General features: G+C 51.5%; 18 protein-coding genes. 3 read left to right on the top strand and 15 right to left on the bottom strand.

Going from position 1 to position 16,712, the window contains the following annotated elements; all coding sequences use genetic code 11:
- The first annotated feature begins 90 nt into the window (after positions 1–90).
- Positions 91–561 carry a bacteriohemerythrin gene (locus LGT44_RS06805; RefSeq protein ID WP_145469274.1) on the top strand — a complete coding sequence of 157 codons (471 nt, stop codon included), beginning with the start codon at positions 91–93 and terminating at the stop codon, positions 559–561.
- Between the two features lie 77 nt (positions 562–638).
- Here LGT44_RS06805 and LGT44_RS06800 read toward each other — a convergent pair whose 3' ends face one another.
- From LGT44_RS06800 to LGT44_RS06745, 12 genes are all read right to left on the bottom strand, one after another.
- Positions 639–1,997 carry an SLC13 family permease gene (locus LGT44_RS06800; protein WP_230330784.1) on the bottom strand — a complete coding sequence of 453 codons (1,359 nt, stop codon included), beginning with the start codon at positions 1,995–1,997 and terminating at the stop codon, positions 639–641.
- A gap of 161 nt (positions 1,998–2,158) precedes the next feature.
- Entirely contained in the window at positions 2,159–2,845 is a 687-nt protein-coding gene (locus tag LGT44_RS06795) for a M15 family metallopeptidase (RefSeq protein WP_230330783.1), read from the bottom strand.
- A 149-nt stretch (positions 2,846–2,994) separates the two neighbouring features.
- Entirely contained in the window at positions 2,995–3,384 is a 390-nt protein-coding gene (locus LGT44_RS06790; protein ID WP_230330782.1) for an EF-hand domain-containing protein, read from the bottom strand.
- A 225-nt stretch (positions 3,385–3,609) separates the two neighbouring features.
- Positions 3,610–4,179, bottom strand: a complete 570-nt coding sequence (locus tag LGT44_RS06785; protein ID WP_230330781.1) for a HupE/UreJ family protein — start codon at positions 4,177–4,179, stop codon at positions 3,610–3,612.
- A 175-nt stretch (positions 4,180–4,354) separates the two neighbouring features.
- Complete coding sequence (gene ureG / locus LGT44_RS06780; RefSeq protein WP_230330780.1) at positions 4,355–4,996, bottom strand: urease accessory protein UreG; 642 nt, start codon at positions 4,994–4,996, stop codon at positions 4,355–4,357.
- A gap of 179 nt (positions 4,997–5,175) precedes the next feature.
- Positions 5,176–5,874 carry an urease accessory protein UreF gene (locus LGT44_RS06775; RefSeq protein WP_230330779.1) on the bottom strand — a complete coding sequence of 233 codons (699 nt, stop codon included), beginning with the start codon at positions 5,872–5,874 and terminating at the stop codon, positions 5,176–5,178.
- Complete coding sequence (gene ureE / locus LGT44_RS06770; RefSeq protein WP_145469281.1) at positions 5,864–6,436, bottom strand: urease accessory protein UreE; 573 nt, start codon at positions 6,434–6,436, stop codon at positions 5,864–5,866. The genes LGT44_RS06775 and ureE overlap by 11 nt, the downstream gene beginning before the upstream one ends.
- A gap of 36 nt (positions 6,437–6,472) precedes the next feature.
- Positions 6,473–8,185, bottom strand: coding sequence for an urease subunit alpha (gene ureC, locus LGT44_RS06765; protein WP_230330778.1), 1,713 nt, complete (start codon positions 8,183–8,185; stop codon positions 6,473–6,475).
- Complete coding sequence (locus tag LGT44_RS06760; protein ID WP_145469283.1) at positions 8,178–8,498, bottom strand: urease subunit beta; 321 nt, start codon at positions 8,496–8,498, stop codon at positions 8,178–8,180. The genes ureC and LGT44_RS06760 overlap by 8 nt, the downstream gene beginning before the upstream one ends.
- 59 nt (positions 8,499–8,557) lie before the next feature.
- Complete coding sequence (gene ureA, locus LGT44_RS06755; protein ID WP_145469284.1) at positions 8,558–8,860, bottom strand: urease subunit gamma; 303 nt, start codon at positions 8,858–8,860, stop codon at positions 8,558–8,560.
- Positions 8,861–8,904: 44 nt separating this feature from the next.
- Positions 8,905–9,789, bottom strand: coding sequence for an urease accessory protein UreD (locus LGT44_RS06750; RefSeq protein WP_230330777.1), 885 nt, complete (start codon positions 9,787–9,789; stop codon positions 8,905–8,907).
- A gap of 97 nt (positions 9,790–9,886) precedes the next feature.
- Complete coding sequence (locus tag LGT44_RS06745) at positions 9,887–10,135, bottom strand: hypothetical protein (protein ID WP_230330776.1); 249 nt, start codon at positions 10,133–10,135, stop codon at positions 9,887–9,889.
- A 166-nt stretch (positions 10,136–10,301) separates the two neighbouring features.
- Between LGT44_RS06745 and LGT44_RS06740 the strand changes: the two genes are divergently transcribed.
- Complete coding sequence (locus LGT44_RS06740; protein ID WP_230330775.1) at positions 10,302–10,880, top strand: hypothetical protein; 579 nt, start codon at positions 10,302–10,304, stop codon at positions 10,878–10,880.
- A gap of 371 nt (positions 10,881–11,251) precedes the next feature.
- On the opposite strand, the gene LGT44_RS06735 is transcribed toward LGT44_RS06740, so the two are convergent.
- Positions 11,252–12,040 carry an RluA family pseudouridine synthase gene (locus tag LGT44_RS06735; protein ID WP_328296337.1) on the bottom strand — a complete coding sequence of 263 codons (789 nt, stop codon included), beginning with the start codon at positions 12,038–12,040 and terminating at the stop codon, positions 11,252–11,254.
- A 209-nt stretch (positions 12,041–12,249) separates the two neighbouring features.
- Here LGT44_RS06735 and LGT44_RS06730 point away from each other — a divergent pair, with 209 nt between their 5' ends.
- The gene (locus LGT44_RS06730; RefSeq protein ID WP_230330774.1) at positions 12,250–13,242 is read left to right on the top strand and encodes a hypothetical protein; all 993 of its coding nucleotides are present in this window, start codon (positions 12,250–12,252) and stop codon (positions 13,240–13,242) included.
- 115 nt (positions 13,243–13,357) lie between these two features.
- Here LGT44_RS06730 and metG read toward each other — a convergent pair whose 3' ends face one another.
- Both metG and LGT44_RS06720 read right to left on the bottom strand, forming a co-directional pair.
- Positions 13,358–15,478, bottom strand: coding sequence for a methionine--tRNA ligase (metG, locus tag LGT44_RS06725; protein ID WP_230330773.1), 2,121 nt, complete (start codon positions 15,476–15,478; stop codon positions 13,358–13,360).
- A 139-nt stretch (positions 15,479–15,617) separates the two neighbouring features.
- Positions 15,618–16,679, bottom strand: coding sequence for a putative urea ABC transporter substrate-binding protein (locus LGT44_RS06720; RefSeq protein WP_230330772.1), 1,062 nt, complete (start codon positions 16,677–16,679; stop codon positions 15,618–15,620).
- Positions 16,680–16,712 lie beyond the last annotated feature (33 nt).

Raw genomic sequence — 16,712 nt, 5'->3', positions numbered from 1 at the left:
GAATTGATTCAGGTCAATTTCTGATCAGGCCATTTCTCTAGACTCGCCGGAGTCTATTAATAAAAACAACAGCGACAGGATGTTCCGGCTATGGATATGTATGAGTGGACCGCTGACCTTAATCTGGGAATTGAGGTAATTGATGCTCAGCATCGGCAGATTGTGCAGTACATCAATGATCTGACCCATGCTATTGGTTCTGAAGATGTTGATGAAGTCTTTGATGTTATGGAGCGCCTGCGCGACTACACCCTTGACCATTTTGCCTTTGAAGAACAGTTAATGAATCAGGCGGGCTATGTTTTGCTGAGTGCGCACCAGATGGTGCATCGCCGCTTTGAAGATAAAATTTCCCGTATGCAGGAAGAGCTGACCAGCGGTCGTGATCCTTTTGGTATCGCCCGCCGGGTACGTACATCATTAATGGCGTGGCTTATTCAGCATATCCGCCACGAAGATGTTGATTATGTGCCGGTGGTAAAAAAAGTACTGAAACGGGAAGAAGGCTGGATTAATTCGGCCTTAAAGCGGATTTTTGGTAACAACACTTCCAACGCCTGATCATACTCTCTGGCATAAAAAACGGCTGACGCTTTTGGCGGACAGCCGTTTTTGTATACGTTTTTACGGGCTTGTATTTACCAGAACAACCGGGCGAACAGGGTCAGTACAATAATACAGGCCAGGTTCAGCCAGATGCCTGCACGCATCATTTCACTTTGCTGCACATAACCGCTGCCAAACACGATGGCATTGGGCGGCGTGGCGACCGGCAGCATAAAGGCGCAGGATGCGGCTATAGCAATCAGTGCCGACAGAATAACGGGTGATACACCCAGACTGTCAGCAATGGCCGCAAACACCGGTACTAACAGTGCGGCGCTGGCGGTGTTGCTGGCAAACTCGGTAAGAAACACCACGAAGGTCACAATACTCAGCAGTGCTGCGAGAGTGCCGCCGGAGTGAAGAAAATCGCCGATATTGTGCGCCAGAAATTCACTGGTGCCGGTGGTTTTTAAAATTGCGCTGAGGCACAGACCACCACCGAACAATAACAGCACACTCCAGTCGGTGGTTTTTTCAATGTCTTTCCAGGTTACAACGCCGCTGACCGCGAGTGCGATTATCGCACTGATGCCAATAACGCTATCAAACGAGGCAAGGCCACCAAGCCAGGAGTTTAACGGCGCACTGAATATCCAGCACAGTACAGTCAGGGTAAAAATGGCGAGGGTAATACGTTTGTTGTTATCCCAGACCAGAGTACTTTTCTGCACGCTGAAGCGTTGGTTCAGATCGGGCTTAAGTACCCAGTACAGTACGCCGACAGCAACCGGCAGCAGAACCAGCGTAACCGGCAGCGCCAGTTTCATCCAATCCACAAATGTCATGCCATTCTGTGCCGCTGCAATGGCATTCGGCGGGCTGCCAACCAGTGTGGCAATACCACCAATACTGGCGCAGTAGGCAACGCCGAGCAGGGTAAATACATAGGTGCGGTGATGTTTTTCGCGGTCAAGCTGGCTGAGCATACCCAGCACCAACGGCAACATCATGGCCGCCGTAGCAGTGTTACTGACCCACATCGACAGGCCGGCCGATACGGCAAACATCATCAGCACCGCAATGACCAGACGGCCACGGGCAATATTCAGTACTTTATTGGCGATAGCACGGTCGAGTTCCTGAGCATGCAGTGCTGAAGCCAGGGCAAAGCCACCGAGAAACAAAAAGATAATAGGGTCGGCAAAGTTACCCAGTGCCTGGGGTGTTTTAAAAATGCCGAAACCGACGGCCAGAATGGGTACCAGTAATGCGGTTACCGATACATGAATGGCTTCGGTCAGCCACAGCACGGCAACAAACACCAGAATACTCAGCCCGGTGACCACCGCCGGAGCAAAGGGCAGGGTTTTGAGCAACAGCGCAAACAGCAGAATGTCGGCACCTAAAATAAGCGGCCCACGCCAGCGCCGGAAAAAAACGGAAGAAAACATACCCCTACCTTTATTAATGGTAATAGACCAGCATACTGCGTGGCTCGGGCGGCCGCCAGTCGGGTTTATAAGAGGGGGTGCTAGGTATAAATACGGTAACAGGCGGCAGGTTTTAGTCTGATATGAGTAAAACCATGCTGCTGTGCGGAGTCTTCAGCGGTTTACTCTTCTGTGTATTCTGCTGTTGGCAGAAAATCAAAATACTGATCGGGGTAGGGTTCATCGGCAAGAGTAAAGTGCCACCACTCTTCCCGCACACCTGTAAAACCGTGGCGACGCATAACACTCTGCAGTAAATCGCGGTTGGCGCGCTGGACTGGGCTGACGTCCGCCGACTCCGGCCAGGACTGCGGGCCAAAGAAATCAAAGATGGTACCCATATCCAGCTCCCGGCCGTCGCTGTCGGTCAGTGTCAGGTCGGCGGTACTGCCGCGCGAGTGCGAGGAATGGCTGAACAGATAGCCCTGTTCAAACAGTTGTGGTTTTTCCAGTGAGGGATAAAAGCGGTCTTTGGTGCGGAAGTCTTCGGCACGGCTGGCCCAGCGTAAAAAATGGTCGACCGCACGTTGCGGACGATAAGCATCAAAGATTTTTAAGCGCAGGTTTTGCTGACGGAGTTCTGCTGCCACATTGGCCAGAGCTTCTGCCGCCGGACGGCTGAGCAATGCACAGGCCTGCTGGTAACCATCCACCACAGCACCAATAAAGTTATCGTAACCGGCGTATTTCAGGTCGATCAGAATGTCAGGAATATGCTGGTCGAGGCGCACAAAGGATGGCCGTAACTCATGTGCAGAAAGTGGTGGCTGGTGGTTTGCGGAGGAATTGCCATTCTGAGGCTGAGGCATTGTTGCGTATCGCGGCTGTTGAGGTAATGGCTGCAGTGTAACGCTTTTTCTGCCCGTTGACTGTTCAGCTTATGTATAAGCCGGATAAGCGCTGGTCGCGTCTTGTGTTAATCGGGGCAGGCGGCTTTTGTGTACCGCCTGCCTGCGGACTACTGCTGCATATTTTTCTTATGCATGTTCTGCATATTCATCATTTGATCTTTACGCATATCCATCATTTCCTGCTGATGCTGCATCTGGCCATTCTTCAGCTCATCGGCGCTCAGCTTACCGTCGTTATTGGTATCAAACTGGCTGAACATGGGGCGGTTAGCGGCGCCTTTCATCGGCATACCGGCGGCAGAGTTATTTTGCATGCGTTTGTCATGGGCGGCATTGAATTCGGCTTCAGAAATACTGCCGTTTTTATCGGTGTCGTAATCGCTGAAGGCTATAGGCCCACGGGCAGGAACATCGGCGGCCTGAGCACCAGTGCTCAGTAAAAATGATGCGGAAAATAAGACGGACAAGACGGGCAGGGCAATATAGCGTGTTTTCATGGGAGCCTCCTTTAAGGGCTGCAAACACAGGTGATACCCGTTCACTGTAGCGCTATGGCGGAGGCATGGTCACGACTCAGATCAATAAATGATCAGCAGGCCTTACGCCGTGAAAAGCGGTTATTAGCGTTCACGGCACAGGGGCTCAGTTATCTGCTGCATAACCCTTTGCTGGAGAAGCGTTTATGCAGCAGATAACCGTTCGGCAGCAACTCAGGCCGGTCCTCAGGCTGCGCCTAAAGCAATACCGGTCAGAGCAATCGCAGCACCGGCAGCGCGGCGGCTGATATCTGCTGCTTTGCTGTGACCAAAGGCAGCCAGTGCATAACCGGCCGCATGCAGAGCAGCAGTCGCCAGCAGGAAGCCCGCGCCATAGGTCGCCAGAGTGCTCATTGCCGGCATTTCCGCGCCGTGGGCAAAACCGTGGAAAAAGGCAAAACTACCGGCCAGCAAAGCACCGGCCAGAGCGCCTTTTTTCAGGTTAAAGGCAATCAGAGACCCGAATACCACCACAGAGGCGGCAATCATCAGCTCGGTAAACGGCAGCTGCAGGCTGCTGGCTCCGGCCAGAGCACCCACTGCCATCATGGCAACAAAGGCCAGTGGCGTCGCCCAGCGGGCAGCACCACTCTGGCGTGCGGCCCACAGACCCACCGCCAGCATCGCCAGCAGGTGATCCAGCCCGGTAAAGGGGTGCGCAATACCGGCAGCAAAACCAGACACTTCATGGCCGGTATGAGCAAAGGCCGCGGCTGGCATCAGCAGGGCGGCGGCAGAGATCAGAACTTTTTTCATAGGATTCTCCTCAGGAGTTTTTTACAAATTTAAATAACCGGCAACACAGATTGTCTGAGCGTCGCGAGCGCCGGTGAGACAAGGCAAAAATAACTGAGGGAGCGGAGTGCAGTTGGCCTGCATGAGCATCCCGAAGGCATTTTTAACGCCGTATCACCAAGCGCAGCAGCTCAGATCAGACGACTGCTTTAGCGGGTGGGATGGTCTTTTGCTCCAGCATCCCCTCGGTCACAATAAACTGAATAATATCGTCCAGCCCCTGCGCCTTTTTCAGGTTTGAAAATACAAAAGGGCGTTCGCCGCGCATTTTTTTCGCATCGCGGTCCATCACATCCAGATCGGCACCCACCAGTGGCGCCAGATCGGTTTTATTAATCACCAGTAAATCGGAGCGGGTAATACCCGGGCCACCCTTACGCGGAATTTTGTCACCGGCGGATACGTCGATCACATAAATGGTCAGGTCGGATAATTCCGGGCTGAAGGTTGCACTCAGGTTATCGCCGCCGCTTTCAACAAACACCACGTCCAGGTCGCCGTGACGTTTCATTAATACGTCGATAGCGGCCAGATTCATCGAGGCATCTTCACGGATCGCGGTATGCGGACAACCACCGGTTTCCACCCCCATGATGCGGTCGGCTGACAGCGCTTCATTACGGGTTAAAAACTCGGCATCTTCTTTGGTGTAAATATCGTTGGTTACTACCGCAATATTGTAGTGATCACGCAGGGCAGAACAGAGTGAGCGTAATAATGCTGTTTTTCCGGAGCCGACCGGACCACCGACACCTACGCGTAATGTTTGTTTTTTCATTTCGTTCTCCAGTAATGCTGAGTCTTGCTTAAATTTTTAATCGTGTAATACAGCCAGCGATGAGGGCGTTAGTGAAGCAGTCAGGACGCGGCAAAAATTATCGAAGGAGCGCAGTGTAGTTAGCCTACATGAGCATCCTGAGAAAATTTTTAACAAAGTCCTGACAATGCAACTAGCCCTCATGATCGGAACAGGCGCGTGTATTGCGTCTCATGCTGCGCACTGGCAATCGCTAATGCCGGTAACGAGCCGCCAATTTCTGCTTCATTCACGTCTTCTGCAGTGCGGATAGTGGCCGGAATCAGCGTCTGTAAATCACTTAATAATTGCTGCGCCTGAGTCTGGCCCAGCGGTACCAGCTTGGTGGCGGCGGCAATCTGATTTTCCAGCCAGGCGAAGGTCAGACCGGTGGCGGCGGCAGTAAACGGAATCTGCCACTGCACCGCCGGATAGGCATACAGCGCAACAAAGCTGACATCGCCCTCTGCCTCACTGGCATAACGCGGCAGGGTAACGTCCAGCTGTTTTAATAAGCGCACCAGTGCTTCGCCCATGGCGGTATCGGTAAGGCGTAATTCGCTGGTTTCGCGGCTGGCCAGAATTAAATCGTTCCAGCTTTCCCAGCCTTTTTCATCGGCTGCGGTCACCGCCTGCATCGCACCTTTTAATACCGGTAAATCAATCAGCGCCTGGGTTTCGTGCAATTGCAGCGCAACCCAGTCACGGGTCTTTGCCATATTACTCACCCAGCCTTTTTCCACGGCGTATTCCAGCCCCTGGGAAAAGGCGTAACCACCCACCGGCAGGCTGACACTGGATAGCTGCAATAAACGCAGCAGCCCCGGTGTTGTCAGCGCCGCGTGGTTATCAGTGGTCATGTCCGTCACCGTGCTCGTGCCCTTTACCATGTCCGTCTTTATGGCTGTGGCCGTGGTGATGATCATGATCGTGGGAATGACCATGCGAATGTCCGTGCGAGTGGCTGTGTGAATGACCATGTGAATGTCCATAACCCGGGGCATAAGCGCCGGACTCAGGTACAAAGACTGCGTGTTCATGGCTGACCATCAGGCCAAGTAAATGCAGCATATCTTCCAGCACATGATCCGGTTTTATCCGTAACCAGCGCTCACCCACTTCTACTTTTACATGGCGGTTGCCGAGGTGATAACAGGCTTTGGCAAAGGTTTGCCAGTCGTCGCAGCTGGCGTGGGCAACATCTTCTTCAGCGCCTTCAATTTTTACGATTTTGCCATCAGTGGCGCGTAAAAATTCACCAACCAGTAAGGGCTTGCCACGCTCCAGAAACAGACGTACTTCTTCGCCGTCGGTACTGGTCAGACGCAGACGGCCACGGTCGCGCTGTTCGTAGTTCAGTACTACCGTAGCGCTGACCGGATCATGGCAGTGGGTGCCAAGGCGTTCATAAACTTCCAACATAAACAGTCCTTAAAACGATGCTTTTACATTGCACGTTTAAAATAAGTTATACAGTTGCGCCAGTGGCAGTTCGCTGGCCGGTTCGCAGGTCAGCAATTCACCGTCGGCACGTACTTCATAGGTTTGCGGATCAACGCTAACGTCCGGCATCCAGTCGTTCAGAATCATGTCTGATTTACGGATATTACGGGTGTTTTTACAGGCCGCTAAGGTGCGTTTGACGCCCAGTTTTTCACCGACGTTATTATTTAATGCCGCTGCCGATACAAAGGTCAGACTGGTGGCGGCGGCAGCTTTACCAAAGGCACCGAACATCATGCGGTAATGCACCGGCTGTGGGGTTGGGATGGACGCATTCGGATCGCCCATCGGCGCAGCGGCAATCATGCCGCCTTTAATAATCATGCTCGGTTTGGTGGCAAAAAAAGCCGGTTTCCATAACACCAGATCGGCCAGTTTTCCTTTTTCGATGGAACCCACTTCGTGGGAAATACCATGAGCGATGGCCGGGTTAATGGTGTATTTGGCGATGTAGCGGCGCGCGCGGAAATTATCGGCGCCGATCTCCAGATCTTCTTTTAATAAGCCGAACTGGGTTTTCATTTTATGCGCCGTCTGCCAGGTACGGGTGATGACTTCGCCCACGCGACCCATGGCCTGAGAGTCGGATGAGATCATGCTGAAGGCGCCACGGTCGTGAAAAATATCTTCAGCGGCAATGGTTTCTTTACGGATGCGCGAATCGGCAAAAGCAACGTCTTCAGGAATGCTGCTATCGAGGTGATGACAGACCATCAGCATATCCAGGTGTTCATCCACCGTATTACGCGTATAAGGACGCGTTGGGTTGGTGGAAGAGGGCAGCACATTGGGATAAGCACAGGCGCGGATAATATCCGGCGCATGGCCACCACCGGCCCCTTCGGTATGGTAGGTGTGAATTACGCGGTCTTTAAATGCACCAATGGTGTCATCAACAAAACCGGATTCATTCAGGGTGTCGGTATGAATGGCAACCTGCACATCGTATTTTTCCGCCACGCTCAGACAACAGTCGATGGATGCCGGTGTGGTGCCCCAGTCTTCATGTAATTTCAGACCGCAGGCGCCGGCTTCCAGTTGTTCTTCCAGTGCCTCTGGCAGGCTGGCGTTGCCTTTACCTAAAAAGCCGAAATTCATTGGCATATCGTCGGTGGCCTGCAGCATTTTACCGATGTACCACGGGCCGGACGAACAGGTGGTGGCGTTGGTGCCGGTGGCAGGCCCGGTGCCGCCGCCAATCATTGTGGTGACGCCGCTCATTAAGGCTTCTTCGACCTGTTGCGGACAAATAAAATGAATGTGCGCATCGATACCGCCAGCGGTAAGAATGGAACCTTCACCGGCAATCACTTCGGTGCCTGGGCCGATAATAATATCGACGTTATCCTGAATATCCGGATTACCGGCTTTACCTACGGCAAAAATACGGCCGTCTTTAATACCGACATCGCCTTTCACAATTCCCCAGTGATCCAGCACCACGGCATTGGTAATCACCAGATCGACGGTTTCAGCACTGCTGCGCTGGCTCTGGCCCATACCATCACGGATAACTTTGCCGCCGCCGAATTTCACTTCGTCGCCGTAGGTGGTGAAGTCTTTTTCGATCTGAATCAATAATTCAGTATCGCCGAGGCGCACTTTATCGCCGGTGGTAGGGCCGAACATCTGCGCGTAGGACGTGCGGTCCATGGTTTTATTACTCATGTATTTTCTCCAGCTTGCCCATTACTTCACCGCGGAAACCGTACACAATACGGTCTCCGGCGTAGGCGACTAATTCCACTTCACGGCCCTGACCCGGCTCAAAACGCACGGCGGTACCCGAGGCAATATTCAGGCGGAAGCCCCTGGTTTTCTCCCGCTCAAATGACAGTGCCGGATTGGTTTCGTAAAAATGATAATGGGAGCCGACCTGAATCGGACGATCACCGATATTTTCAACACGCAGACGAACCGTTTCACGGCCTGCATTTAATTCGATATCGCCTTCGCCGACGATAATTTCACCTGGGATCATGTTCTTTCTCCTGTAAACCGTTAAGCATCTCGGCTGAAGCCGTTTAAACGCAGGCCGTTTTAAACAATGGGTTCATGAACGGTGACCAGCTTGGTGCCATCCGGGAAGGTCGCTTCTACCTGTACCTCATGAATTAATTCCGGCACACCGGGCATCACCTGATCGGCGCTCAGCAGTGTTTTACCGTACCCCATCAGCTCGGCTACGGTTTTGCCATCGCGTGCGCCTTCCATTATTTCCATGGTCAGGTAGGCCATGGCTTCCGGGTAATTTAATTTCAGACCACGGTTCAGGCGGCGCTCTGCCAGCAGGGCTGCGGTAAAAATCAGCAGCTTATCTTTTTCGCGCGGTAGCAGTTCCATCGTTCACCTCAGTTAATCAGTATTCTTTATATATTCAGAAATAATCAGGTTGCCCAGATGCGTGGTGCGCAGGCCGGGCGTTGCATTAATTGCGGGCGGATAATCGCCCAGGCGTCACTCAACAGCAGACGAGCTTGTTCGCTGCAGGTGCCGAGATAACGCACGGTTAAAAATTGGCCGTTCAGGCTGACACCGGCCAGTTGGTCGGCGCACAGCTCCTGAAGTTTCTCCAGAGCCTGTTCACAAAAGCCCTGAGTAAAAGGTCCGGCCACTAACAGACCGTGTACCGGCATGCCACGGAAACCGGCGGCGGCATTTAATAATTCGCTGTTACCCGGATGCAGGCTCAGGCGCTCATTCAGCAATAGCTGTTGCTTATAATAAATACGCAGCCCTTGTTTCAGCGTGGTGTGCTGACCAAGGTCATCCAGACGGCTGCCATTGGCGGGCAAACCGAGGCTGACAATATCCCAGCCGATATAGCGGCTGTTTTCACCCAGATGTACTTCGGTTTCCAGCTGCGCACGCGATGACGGAAATAAAATGGTTTCCAGCGGCATCCATTCCAGTGCCGCGTTGTTATCAACCGTTAGCTGTACTTTCTGCTGCTGCAGCAAACCATCGGCACGGGCGCGGTAAACACGTCCTGCTCCGGGTGTTGTTACCAGCACATGGCTGTTTTCCCCGGCACTGACATTAATAGTAAGAAAATCACCCGATACCATGCCGCCAGGCGGATGCAGCAGATACAGGTGCGCACAGTCCGGCCCTTCTGGATAAAAAGGCTTTTGCACATAAAGAGGGCCGTTATGTTCGCACTGCACCAAACGGGTGCCTCTTTCTGTCTGGCGTGTGGTCAGCTGTAACTGCGCGTTCCAGTATGGTGCATCAGCCTGCGCGCTTAGCAGCGGCTGAACGGGGTGATTCAAGCCGTATCTCCTCTGTTTAGTCAGAACCAGCCCAATAACAACGGGCAGCAATGGGTTATGCCGGGTTGTTAAGCAAGAGGGATACCATATTGACTGGTTAGTCAGATTTAGCGGTGCAGTGCGCTTGTTTGCCGGGCAGAAAAATGCCGCTGACGGAGAGGAAAAAGGGTAAATAAAGGCCTCGCATTGGCTGTGCACAACTCTGGTGATCAGGCTGCGCCAGTAAGGCGCATGGCATCCAGTCTTTGCCTTGCCTGATGTTCAGGCAGGTGATAAGTTCTTTGTCAGCTAAAGCCGTCGTTCGATAGCCTGAGTGACAGCTTTCAGTACCGGCAATACCAGCCATTCCGGAGTTAACCGGCGGGCGCGTTTTCTGGAAGGGATTTTAAGTTATGGATGATTTCTCAGATTGTTTAATGAGTTATCCGGAGGTTCTGGAAAGAATCGCTCAGGGTAAATGCGCAGGCATACTAATAAGCTGTTGTAGCTAAATTTGAGTCGGGAGTATATAGATGCAGTATTTTGATTTTCCCGAAATATGCTCGAATACTTTGAAAAAATGCGGTGTAAAAAAGATCGAGAAAATTCCAGTTCGACCAGATGAAAATGCGCAACCAAAAAATTGCTTAAACAACGTAAGAAGTCACATAGCTGAACACGGGGGCAGTGTCCAGCTCGGGTGGATTTTCTCATGTCTGGGTAACGTGGCAGTTAAAATGACGGCTCATGCTATCGTTAGAACTGATGCTGGGAAACTTATCTGCGTAACACCAAACAAGTACCGTAAAGGTTTGCTAAATTTTGCACGAGATGACTCGGTAGAAAATCTAATAAAAAATGACTTTTTACCGATGAAGTTTATACCTCTGATTGATAATAAGACGATAAATGAATACATCGGTATTGAACTAGAGCTTGACCAATTGCGAATTGATAACAAAGGATTAGTTTCTCAATCTGACCTTCAGAATTTTCAGTACAAGGCTTCTCTGCTTTATCCATCGCTCTTGTTTGTAGCAAAGAATCACACCGGTAGAAATGACTTCTGCTTCTGTGGCTCAGGTAAAAAGAACAAAAAATGCTGTGGTTAGAATAGCTAGAACAAGGCTATTAAACCGGATTTTCAACAGTTGGCTTCGTTCCGTTTTATTTTATTTTATTTTAGCCAATCACAAGTCTTCGCTTATGGCGGGCGTTAAATGTAGAAGTAATCATGAAAATAACAGGTTTTAAAAAGGAAGATACTAAGCTTGAAGGCTGTATGGTGCTCAGTGATATAGGGATTGAAGCATCTCCGGATACCCTGAGAGATCTGGCTGCGTTTTTACTCACGCAGCGGACGAGATGGAAAAGCTGGGTGACGATTATGATCATCTTCATCTTATGGATGAATGGGATAAGTGGAAGGAAGATTATCCCGACATCCAGATCCTCAGTGAAAAATAGCTTTAATAAGGCTGCGTTAATCTAATCCCCAATCATTCTTCACATCCCAGCTCACCATATGGCCTTCCGGGTGCTTAAAGGCCAAACCACAGGCGTGCAGCATTAGCCTTGGTTCGGCGTGCAGGGCTTCGTCGTGGGCGTATAAATCGCAGCCTAAAATCGGATGACCGATGGATTTTAAATGCAGGCGTAGCTGATGCTGGCGGCCGGTAACGGGTTTCAGCGTTACCAGTGTGCGGTGGGTGTCCGGATTGCGCTGCTCGACCGTGAAATAGGTAAGCGAGGCTTTGCCTTCTTCATAGTCGATTTTACAGCGCGGACGGTTTTCCCAGTCTTTGCCAATGGGCAGATTAATCTCGCCTTCGTCCTGTTCAATAATGCCCCAGACCACGGCCTGATAGGTTTTCTGGATTTCACGGTCGCGGATCTGTTGCGACAGCACCTGACGTGCGCGCTCGGAGCGGGCAACAACCAGTAAGCCAGAAGTATCCAGATCGAGGCGGTGCACAATGACGGCTTCGGGGTAATCCGGCTGCAGGCGGGTAATTACCGAATCGCTGTTCTCCGGACCGCGGCCGGGCACTGTGTAGAGAAAGGCCGGTTTATTAACCACAATCAGATCGTCATCAACGTGCAGAATCTGCAGTTCTTCGTCGCAGCGTGGGGCGATGTAGTAAGCAGGAGGTGTTACGTCAGTCACGTTGATAAACTCTGGTGAAGTGAGCGTATATTTAATGAAACCTGCGGGGTTCTGGCAATGATTAATCACCGCCAGATGGTCAGAAGTCTTGTCCGTCAGATACATGAACCAGAATCCTCAGTTTTCTTATATCTCATTTAGCCATAAGTCGCGGCATCGGATTATCTGCTGAAACTCATAATTAACATTCTTTAATGGTTATATGACTGAGGGTATGAACTGGATTTATCCTGTTCCAGCCTTTAGGATGACCCGCTTGATGCTCTGTGACTGAATTGATGAGTATTGGAAATTATTAAAAATAAGGATGATTAATGTTTAAAAATTTAATGACGCTACTCTTTGTTTCTGCTTTTCTTATATTAACGGCTTGCGGGGGCGGTGCTTCGGGAAGTTCGGATTCAGAGCAGGGCGCACCGTCATCGGGCGATCAGGGATCTGGTCAGAGCGGCTCTGGTGAGGAGCCTGGCAGTGGTGAGGAGTCTGATAAAGAGCAGGAAACGACTCCGGACGTTTCAATTCATGGATTATCGCCAATCGCCAGTACTCGTATGGCTGGTATCTGGATTGGCAGCACGGAATATACCGAGAAAGAAGATTTCGGCGATTACTATCTGGATATTGCGGGCAATCGTACCTGGATTATCAAATTAACAGAAAGATCCCAGTCTGCCGATGGCAGTACTGTCTATTACGATATCGTTAATTGCTATGGTAACCAGAAATCGGGATCTTATAAGAAAACGACCGATACGGCGGTTATCCTCGGCAGGTCGATGGATGTAACGACATTCAATGTAATGACGGGCAGCAGTGATGTTTCTGAGCACGGTGATGATAAGACAGGCGATGAAGACTGGACCTGGATTAAAATCAGCGATTCAACAGCGGATCTAGGCAGTATTGTGACCACTGTGGATCTTGCCGATGAAAATCTGGCCGATCCTGCACCTTTTGTAAATAACCTGAAGTCATTCTGCCAGGATACTCACACCAAGACTCCTGTCGGGCGTACTTTTGATTCCGAAACCATCAGTCTGGACTTGTTTGGTTTTGGCGATAACAAAAACTATATTTTTTCCCGTTATGTCGGTGGCTATATGGATGCTTATTTAGGCCCCCAACATGAACATTTTGACTATGTTGATAGTAAGGGAGAAACAATGTCTTATAGTGTTTCGAATGCGACTGTGCCCGAATATACGGCAACTTATTATGTATCAGGTAACAATTATAAAGAGGGCATTTACAGCCGGGGAGCTTATGATATGAAGGCTGACATAGTGGTTTCTGTTCCCGCGTTTTAAACTGCACTCTGAATCTGGTAGCGAGTGATTCAGCTGATCGCTGACGTCAGGTGAATCTGTCATTACCAATAAAAAAGCCGGGCTAAAGCCCGGCTTTTTTATTGCATTATTGTGATTACATCACCCGCATACCCGGCTGGGCGCCGTCGTGTGGTTCGAGCAGGAAGATATCTTCACCGCCCGGGCCTGCGGCCAGTACCATGCCTTCGGACATGCCGAATTTCATTTTACGTGGCGCCAGGTTGGCAACCATCACGGTCAGCTTACCGTTCAGGTCTTCCGGGTTGTAGGCCGATTTAATACCGGAGAATACGTTGCGGGTTTCGCCGTTGCCGATATCCAGCGTCAGCTGCAGCAGTTTTTCTGCACCTTCAACATGCTCGGCTTTAACGATGCGGGCAATACGCAGGTCGACTTTGGCGAAATCCGGGAACTCGATGGTGTCGGCAATCACTTCGTTACCGTCTTCACGCAGCTCTGGTCCTTTATTCTTCGCTTTTTTATCGGCCTTTTTCTCGGCGTTTTTCGCAGCGGTTTTATCGGCGCTGTTATCCACTGCCGGAGCTTCGCCGTTTTCTTTGGCCAGCTCGGTTTTGGTTTCTTCCAGAATGGCGGTTACTTTGTCCATTTCGGCACGGGCCAGCATCGGCTGGAATTTATTGATTTTGTGGCTCAGCAGAATCTCGCGGCGTGCTTCCCAGTCAAGGCTGTCCAGATTCAGGAATGCTTTGGTTTTGTCGGCAATTTCCGGCAGTACCGGTGCCAGATAAGTCACCAGCTGACGGAACAGGTTAAGGGCCACAGAACATACGTCCTGCACTTCCTGATGGCGGCCTTCTTCTTTATTCATCGCCCACGGGGCTTTTTCCTGAATATATTCGTTGGCGCGGTCGGCCAGCGCCATGATGTCTTTCATTGCGCGGCCAAATTCGCGTTTTTCGTAATGGCTGGCAATCTGGTCGCCGGCATCAATAAATTGCTGCAGCATTTCCGGCTCAGCGCAGGTCGCGCTCAGTTCGCCGGACGCTTTGGCAATAAAGTTGCCGGTACGCGAGGCGATGTTGACCAGTTTGTTTACCAGATCGGCATTTACGCGCTGCACGAAATCTTCCAGATTTAAATCGAAATCATCGACGCTGGAGCTCAGTTTGGCGGCAAAGTAGTAACGCAGATAGGTCGGGTTTAAATGATTCAGGAAAGTACGCGCCTTAATAAAGGTACCGCGCGACTTCGACATTTTAGAACCGTTCACGGTCACGAAACCGTGGGCATTGACCGCTGTTGGTGTGCGGTATTCTGCGGCGCTCAGCATGGAAGGCCAGAACAGCGCATGGAAGTTAATAATGTCTTTACCGATAAAGTGGTACAGCTCGGTGGTGGAGTCTTTTTTCCAGTACTCGTTAAAGTCGAGGTCACCGCGCTTGTCACACAGGTTTTTAAAGCTGGCCATATAGCCGATAGGGGCATCCAGCCAGACGTAGAAAAACTTGTTCGGTGCATCCGGAATTTCGAAGCCGAAATACGGCGCATCACGGGAGATATCCCACTCCTGCAGGCCGGAATCCAGCCACTCGGCCAGTTTGTTGGCCACTTCATCCTGCAGGGTGCCGGAACGGGTCCACTGCTGCAGAAACTCCTGGAAATCGGGCAGTTTGAAGAAGTAGTGCTCGGACTCTTTTTCGACCGGGGTAGCACCGGAAATAACTGAGAACGGGTTTTTCAGCTCGGCCGGGGTGTAGGTTGCGCCACAGGCTTCGCAGTTGTCGCCGTACTGGTCGGCGGCGTCACACTTAGGGCACTCGCCTTTGATATAACGGTCGGCCAGAAACAGCTCTTTAACCGGATCGTACAGCTGCTTGATGCTGCGGATGGCGATATGGCCTTTGTCACGGCAGGCTTTGTAGATTTCTTCTGACAGCAGGCGGTTTTCTTCGCTGTGGGTGCTGTGGAAGTTGTCGAACGCAATCTGGAAACCAGCGAAATCCGCTTCGTGCTCGGCTTTTACCCGCGCAATCTGCTCTTCCGGGCTGATACCTTCTTTTTCGGCGCGCAGCATGATGGCGGTGCCGTGGGCGTCGTCGGCGCAAACATAGTGGCATTCGTTGCCACGCAGTTTCTGGAACCGAACCCAGATATCAGTCTGAATGTATTCCAGCAGGTGGCCGAGGTGAATGGAACCATTGGCATAGGGCAGGGCGCTGGTGACGAGGATTTTGCGGGGATTCTGTGCGGTCATGACAATTCGCTACGGGTTATTCAAAGAAAGGGCAGCATTGTAGCGATTTTTGCCGCTGGCCGCGATGGCTGCGGTATGGCTTAAAAGCGCTGCGGCAGCAAACTCTGCCGCGCAGCGCCTGATACTCAATGGCCGGGCATCACAGCTTTCCTTCAGCCGCCATCTTCATATAGCTGTCGGTAAAGCGCAGCTTCACATTACTTTTATCGCCAAAGGTTTTGCCATTCGGGAAGGCCATGCCGATAAAGCCGGCATCGGCGGCGCCATCACCCAGCAGACCGTGGTCGAAGGAGAATTTCGCCACGTATTCCATGGTTTTTGGCAGCTCGGCGCTGTTCACAAATTCCACAGCTTTTTGTGCGTCGTAGAACATTTTGGTGGCGGCCAGCTGGGCATCGTAACCGGCAAGGTCGGTGCCTGAGGCTTCGGCCATCATGCTGCGTGCTTTTTTACCTTCGGCGTCGTCTTTCGCCATGATGCTCATGGTTTCGTACCAGGCGCCGGTCAGGGCTTTGGCTAAGGCGGGGTTAGCGGCCAGGGTTTCGCTGTTGACCATAGTGGTGTCGATAATTTCACCCGGAATCTGTGAGGAGTTAAACACGGCGGTTGCGTTTGGCTGCGCCAGAATCTCGCTTACCAGCGGGTTCCAGGTCACCACGGCTTTAACATCACCGGTGCCATAAGCCGCAACCATATCGGCGTCGGAGGTGTTGATCACCGATACGTCTTTTTCGCTCATGCCCACGCTTTCCAGACCGCGTGCCAGCAGGTAGTGGGAAACCGACAGCTCCACCAGATTCACCGGCAGGCCTTTGATGTCTTTCAGGCTTTTGCCTTCTTTCAGGATCACGGCGTCGTTGCCGTTGGAGAAGTCACCGACGATTAAGGCGGTGGTGTCGACGCCGCTGGCGGCCGGAATGGTCAGGGCATCCATATTGGTCATCACGCAGGCGTCGAATTCACCGGCGGTAAACTGGTTGATGGATTCAACGTAATCGTTGATCTGCACCACTTCGATTTCGATGCCGTATTTATCGGCCCATTTTTTTACGATGCCGGCTTTGTCGGCGTAATCCCACGGCATCCAGCCAACGTAGATAGACCAGGCCAGACGGAAACTGTCTTTGGCCTGAGCGTGTAATGGAGTAAGGGCGGCCAGGGTGACCAGGCTGGCAGTGAGCAGACGTTTTAACGGCTTCATAGGACTTCCTCTTTGATATCCACATAAATCAGA

The organism is Thalassolituus alkanivorans (assembly GCF_020447205.1).
Classification (GTDB): domain Bacteria; phylum Pseudomonadota; class Gammaproteobacteria; order Pseudomonadales; family Oceanobacteraceae; genus Venatoribacter; species Venatoribacter alkanivorans.
This window is presented reverse-complemented; position numbering and strand designations above follow the sequence as displayed.

Coding starts and splice junctions, on each gene's coding strand:
- LGT44_RS06805 (WP_145469274.1), top strand. CDS start 91: ATGGATATGTATGAGTGGACCGCTGACCTTAATCTGGGAATTGAGGTA.
- LGT44_RS06800 (WP_230330784.1), bottom strand. CDS start 1,997: ATGTTTTCTTCCGTTTTTTTCCGGCGCTGGCGTGGGCCGCTTATTTTA.
- LGT44_RS06795 (WP_230330783.1), bottom strand. CDS start 2,845: ATGCCTCAGCCTCAGAATGGCAATTCCTCCGCAAACCACCAGCCACCA.
- LGT44_RS06790 (WP_230330782.1), bottom strand. CDS start 3,384: ATGAAAACACGCTATATTGCCCTGCCCGTCTTGTCCGTCTTATTTTCC.
- LGT44_RS06785 (WP_230330781.1), bottom strand. CDS start 4,179: ATGAAAAAAGTTCTGATCTCTGCCGCCGCCCTGCTGATGCCAGCCGCG.
- ureG (WP_230330780.1), bottom strand. CDS start 4,996: ATGAAAAAACAAACATTACGCGTAGGTGTCGGTGGTCCGGTCGGCTCC.
- LGT44_RS06775 (WP_230330779.1), bottom strand. CDS start 5,874: ATGACCACTGATAACCACGCGGCGCTGACAACACCGGGGCTGCTGCGT.
- ureE (WP_145469281.1), bottom strand. CDS start 6,436: ATGTTGGAAGTTTATGAACGCCTTGGCACCCACTGCCATGATCCGGTC.
- ureC (WP_230330778.1), bottom strand. CDS start 8,185: ATGAGTAATAAAACCATGGACCGCACGTCCTACGCGCAGATGTTCGGC.
- LGT44_RS06760 (WP_145469283.1), bottom strand. CDS start 8,498: ATGATCCCAGGTGAAATTATCGTCGGCGAAGGCGATATCGAATTAAAT.
- ureA (WP_145469284.1), bottom strand. CDS start 8,860: ATGGAACTGCTACCGCGCGAAAAAGATAAGCTGCTGATTTTTACCGCA.
- LGT44_RS06745 (WP_230330776.1), bottom strand. CDS start 10,135: ATGGCTGGTATTGCCGGTACTGAAAGCTGTCACTCAGGCTATCGAACG.
- LGT44_RS06740 (WP_230330775.1), top strand. CDS start 10,302: ATGCAGTATTTTGATTTTCCCGAAATATGCTCGAATACTTTGAAAAAA.
- LGT44_RS06735 (WP_328296337.1), bottom strand. CDS start 12,040: ATGTATCTGACGGACAAGACTTCTGACCATCTGGCGGTGATTAATCAT.
- LGT44_RS06730 (WP_230330774.1), top strand. CDS start 12,250: ATGTTTAAAAATTTAATGACGCTACTCTTTGTTTCTGCTTTTCTTATA.
- metG (WP_230330773.1), bottom strand. CDS start 15,478: ATGACCGCACAGAATCCCCGCAAAATCCTCGTCACCAGCGCCCTGCCC.
- LGT44_RS06720 (WP_230330772.1), bottom strand. CDS start 16,679: ATGAAGCCGTTAAAACGTCTGCTCACTGCCAGCCTGGTCACCCTGGCC.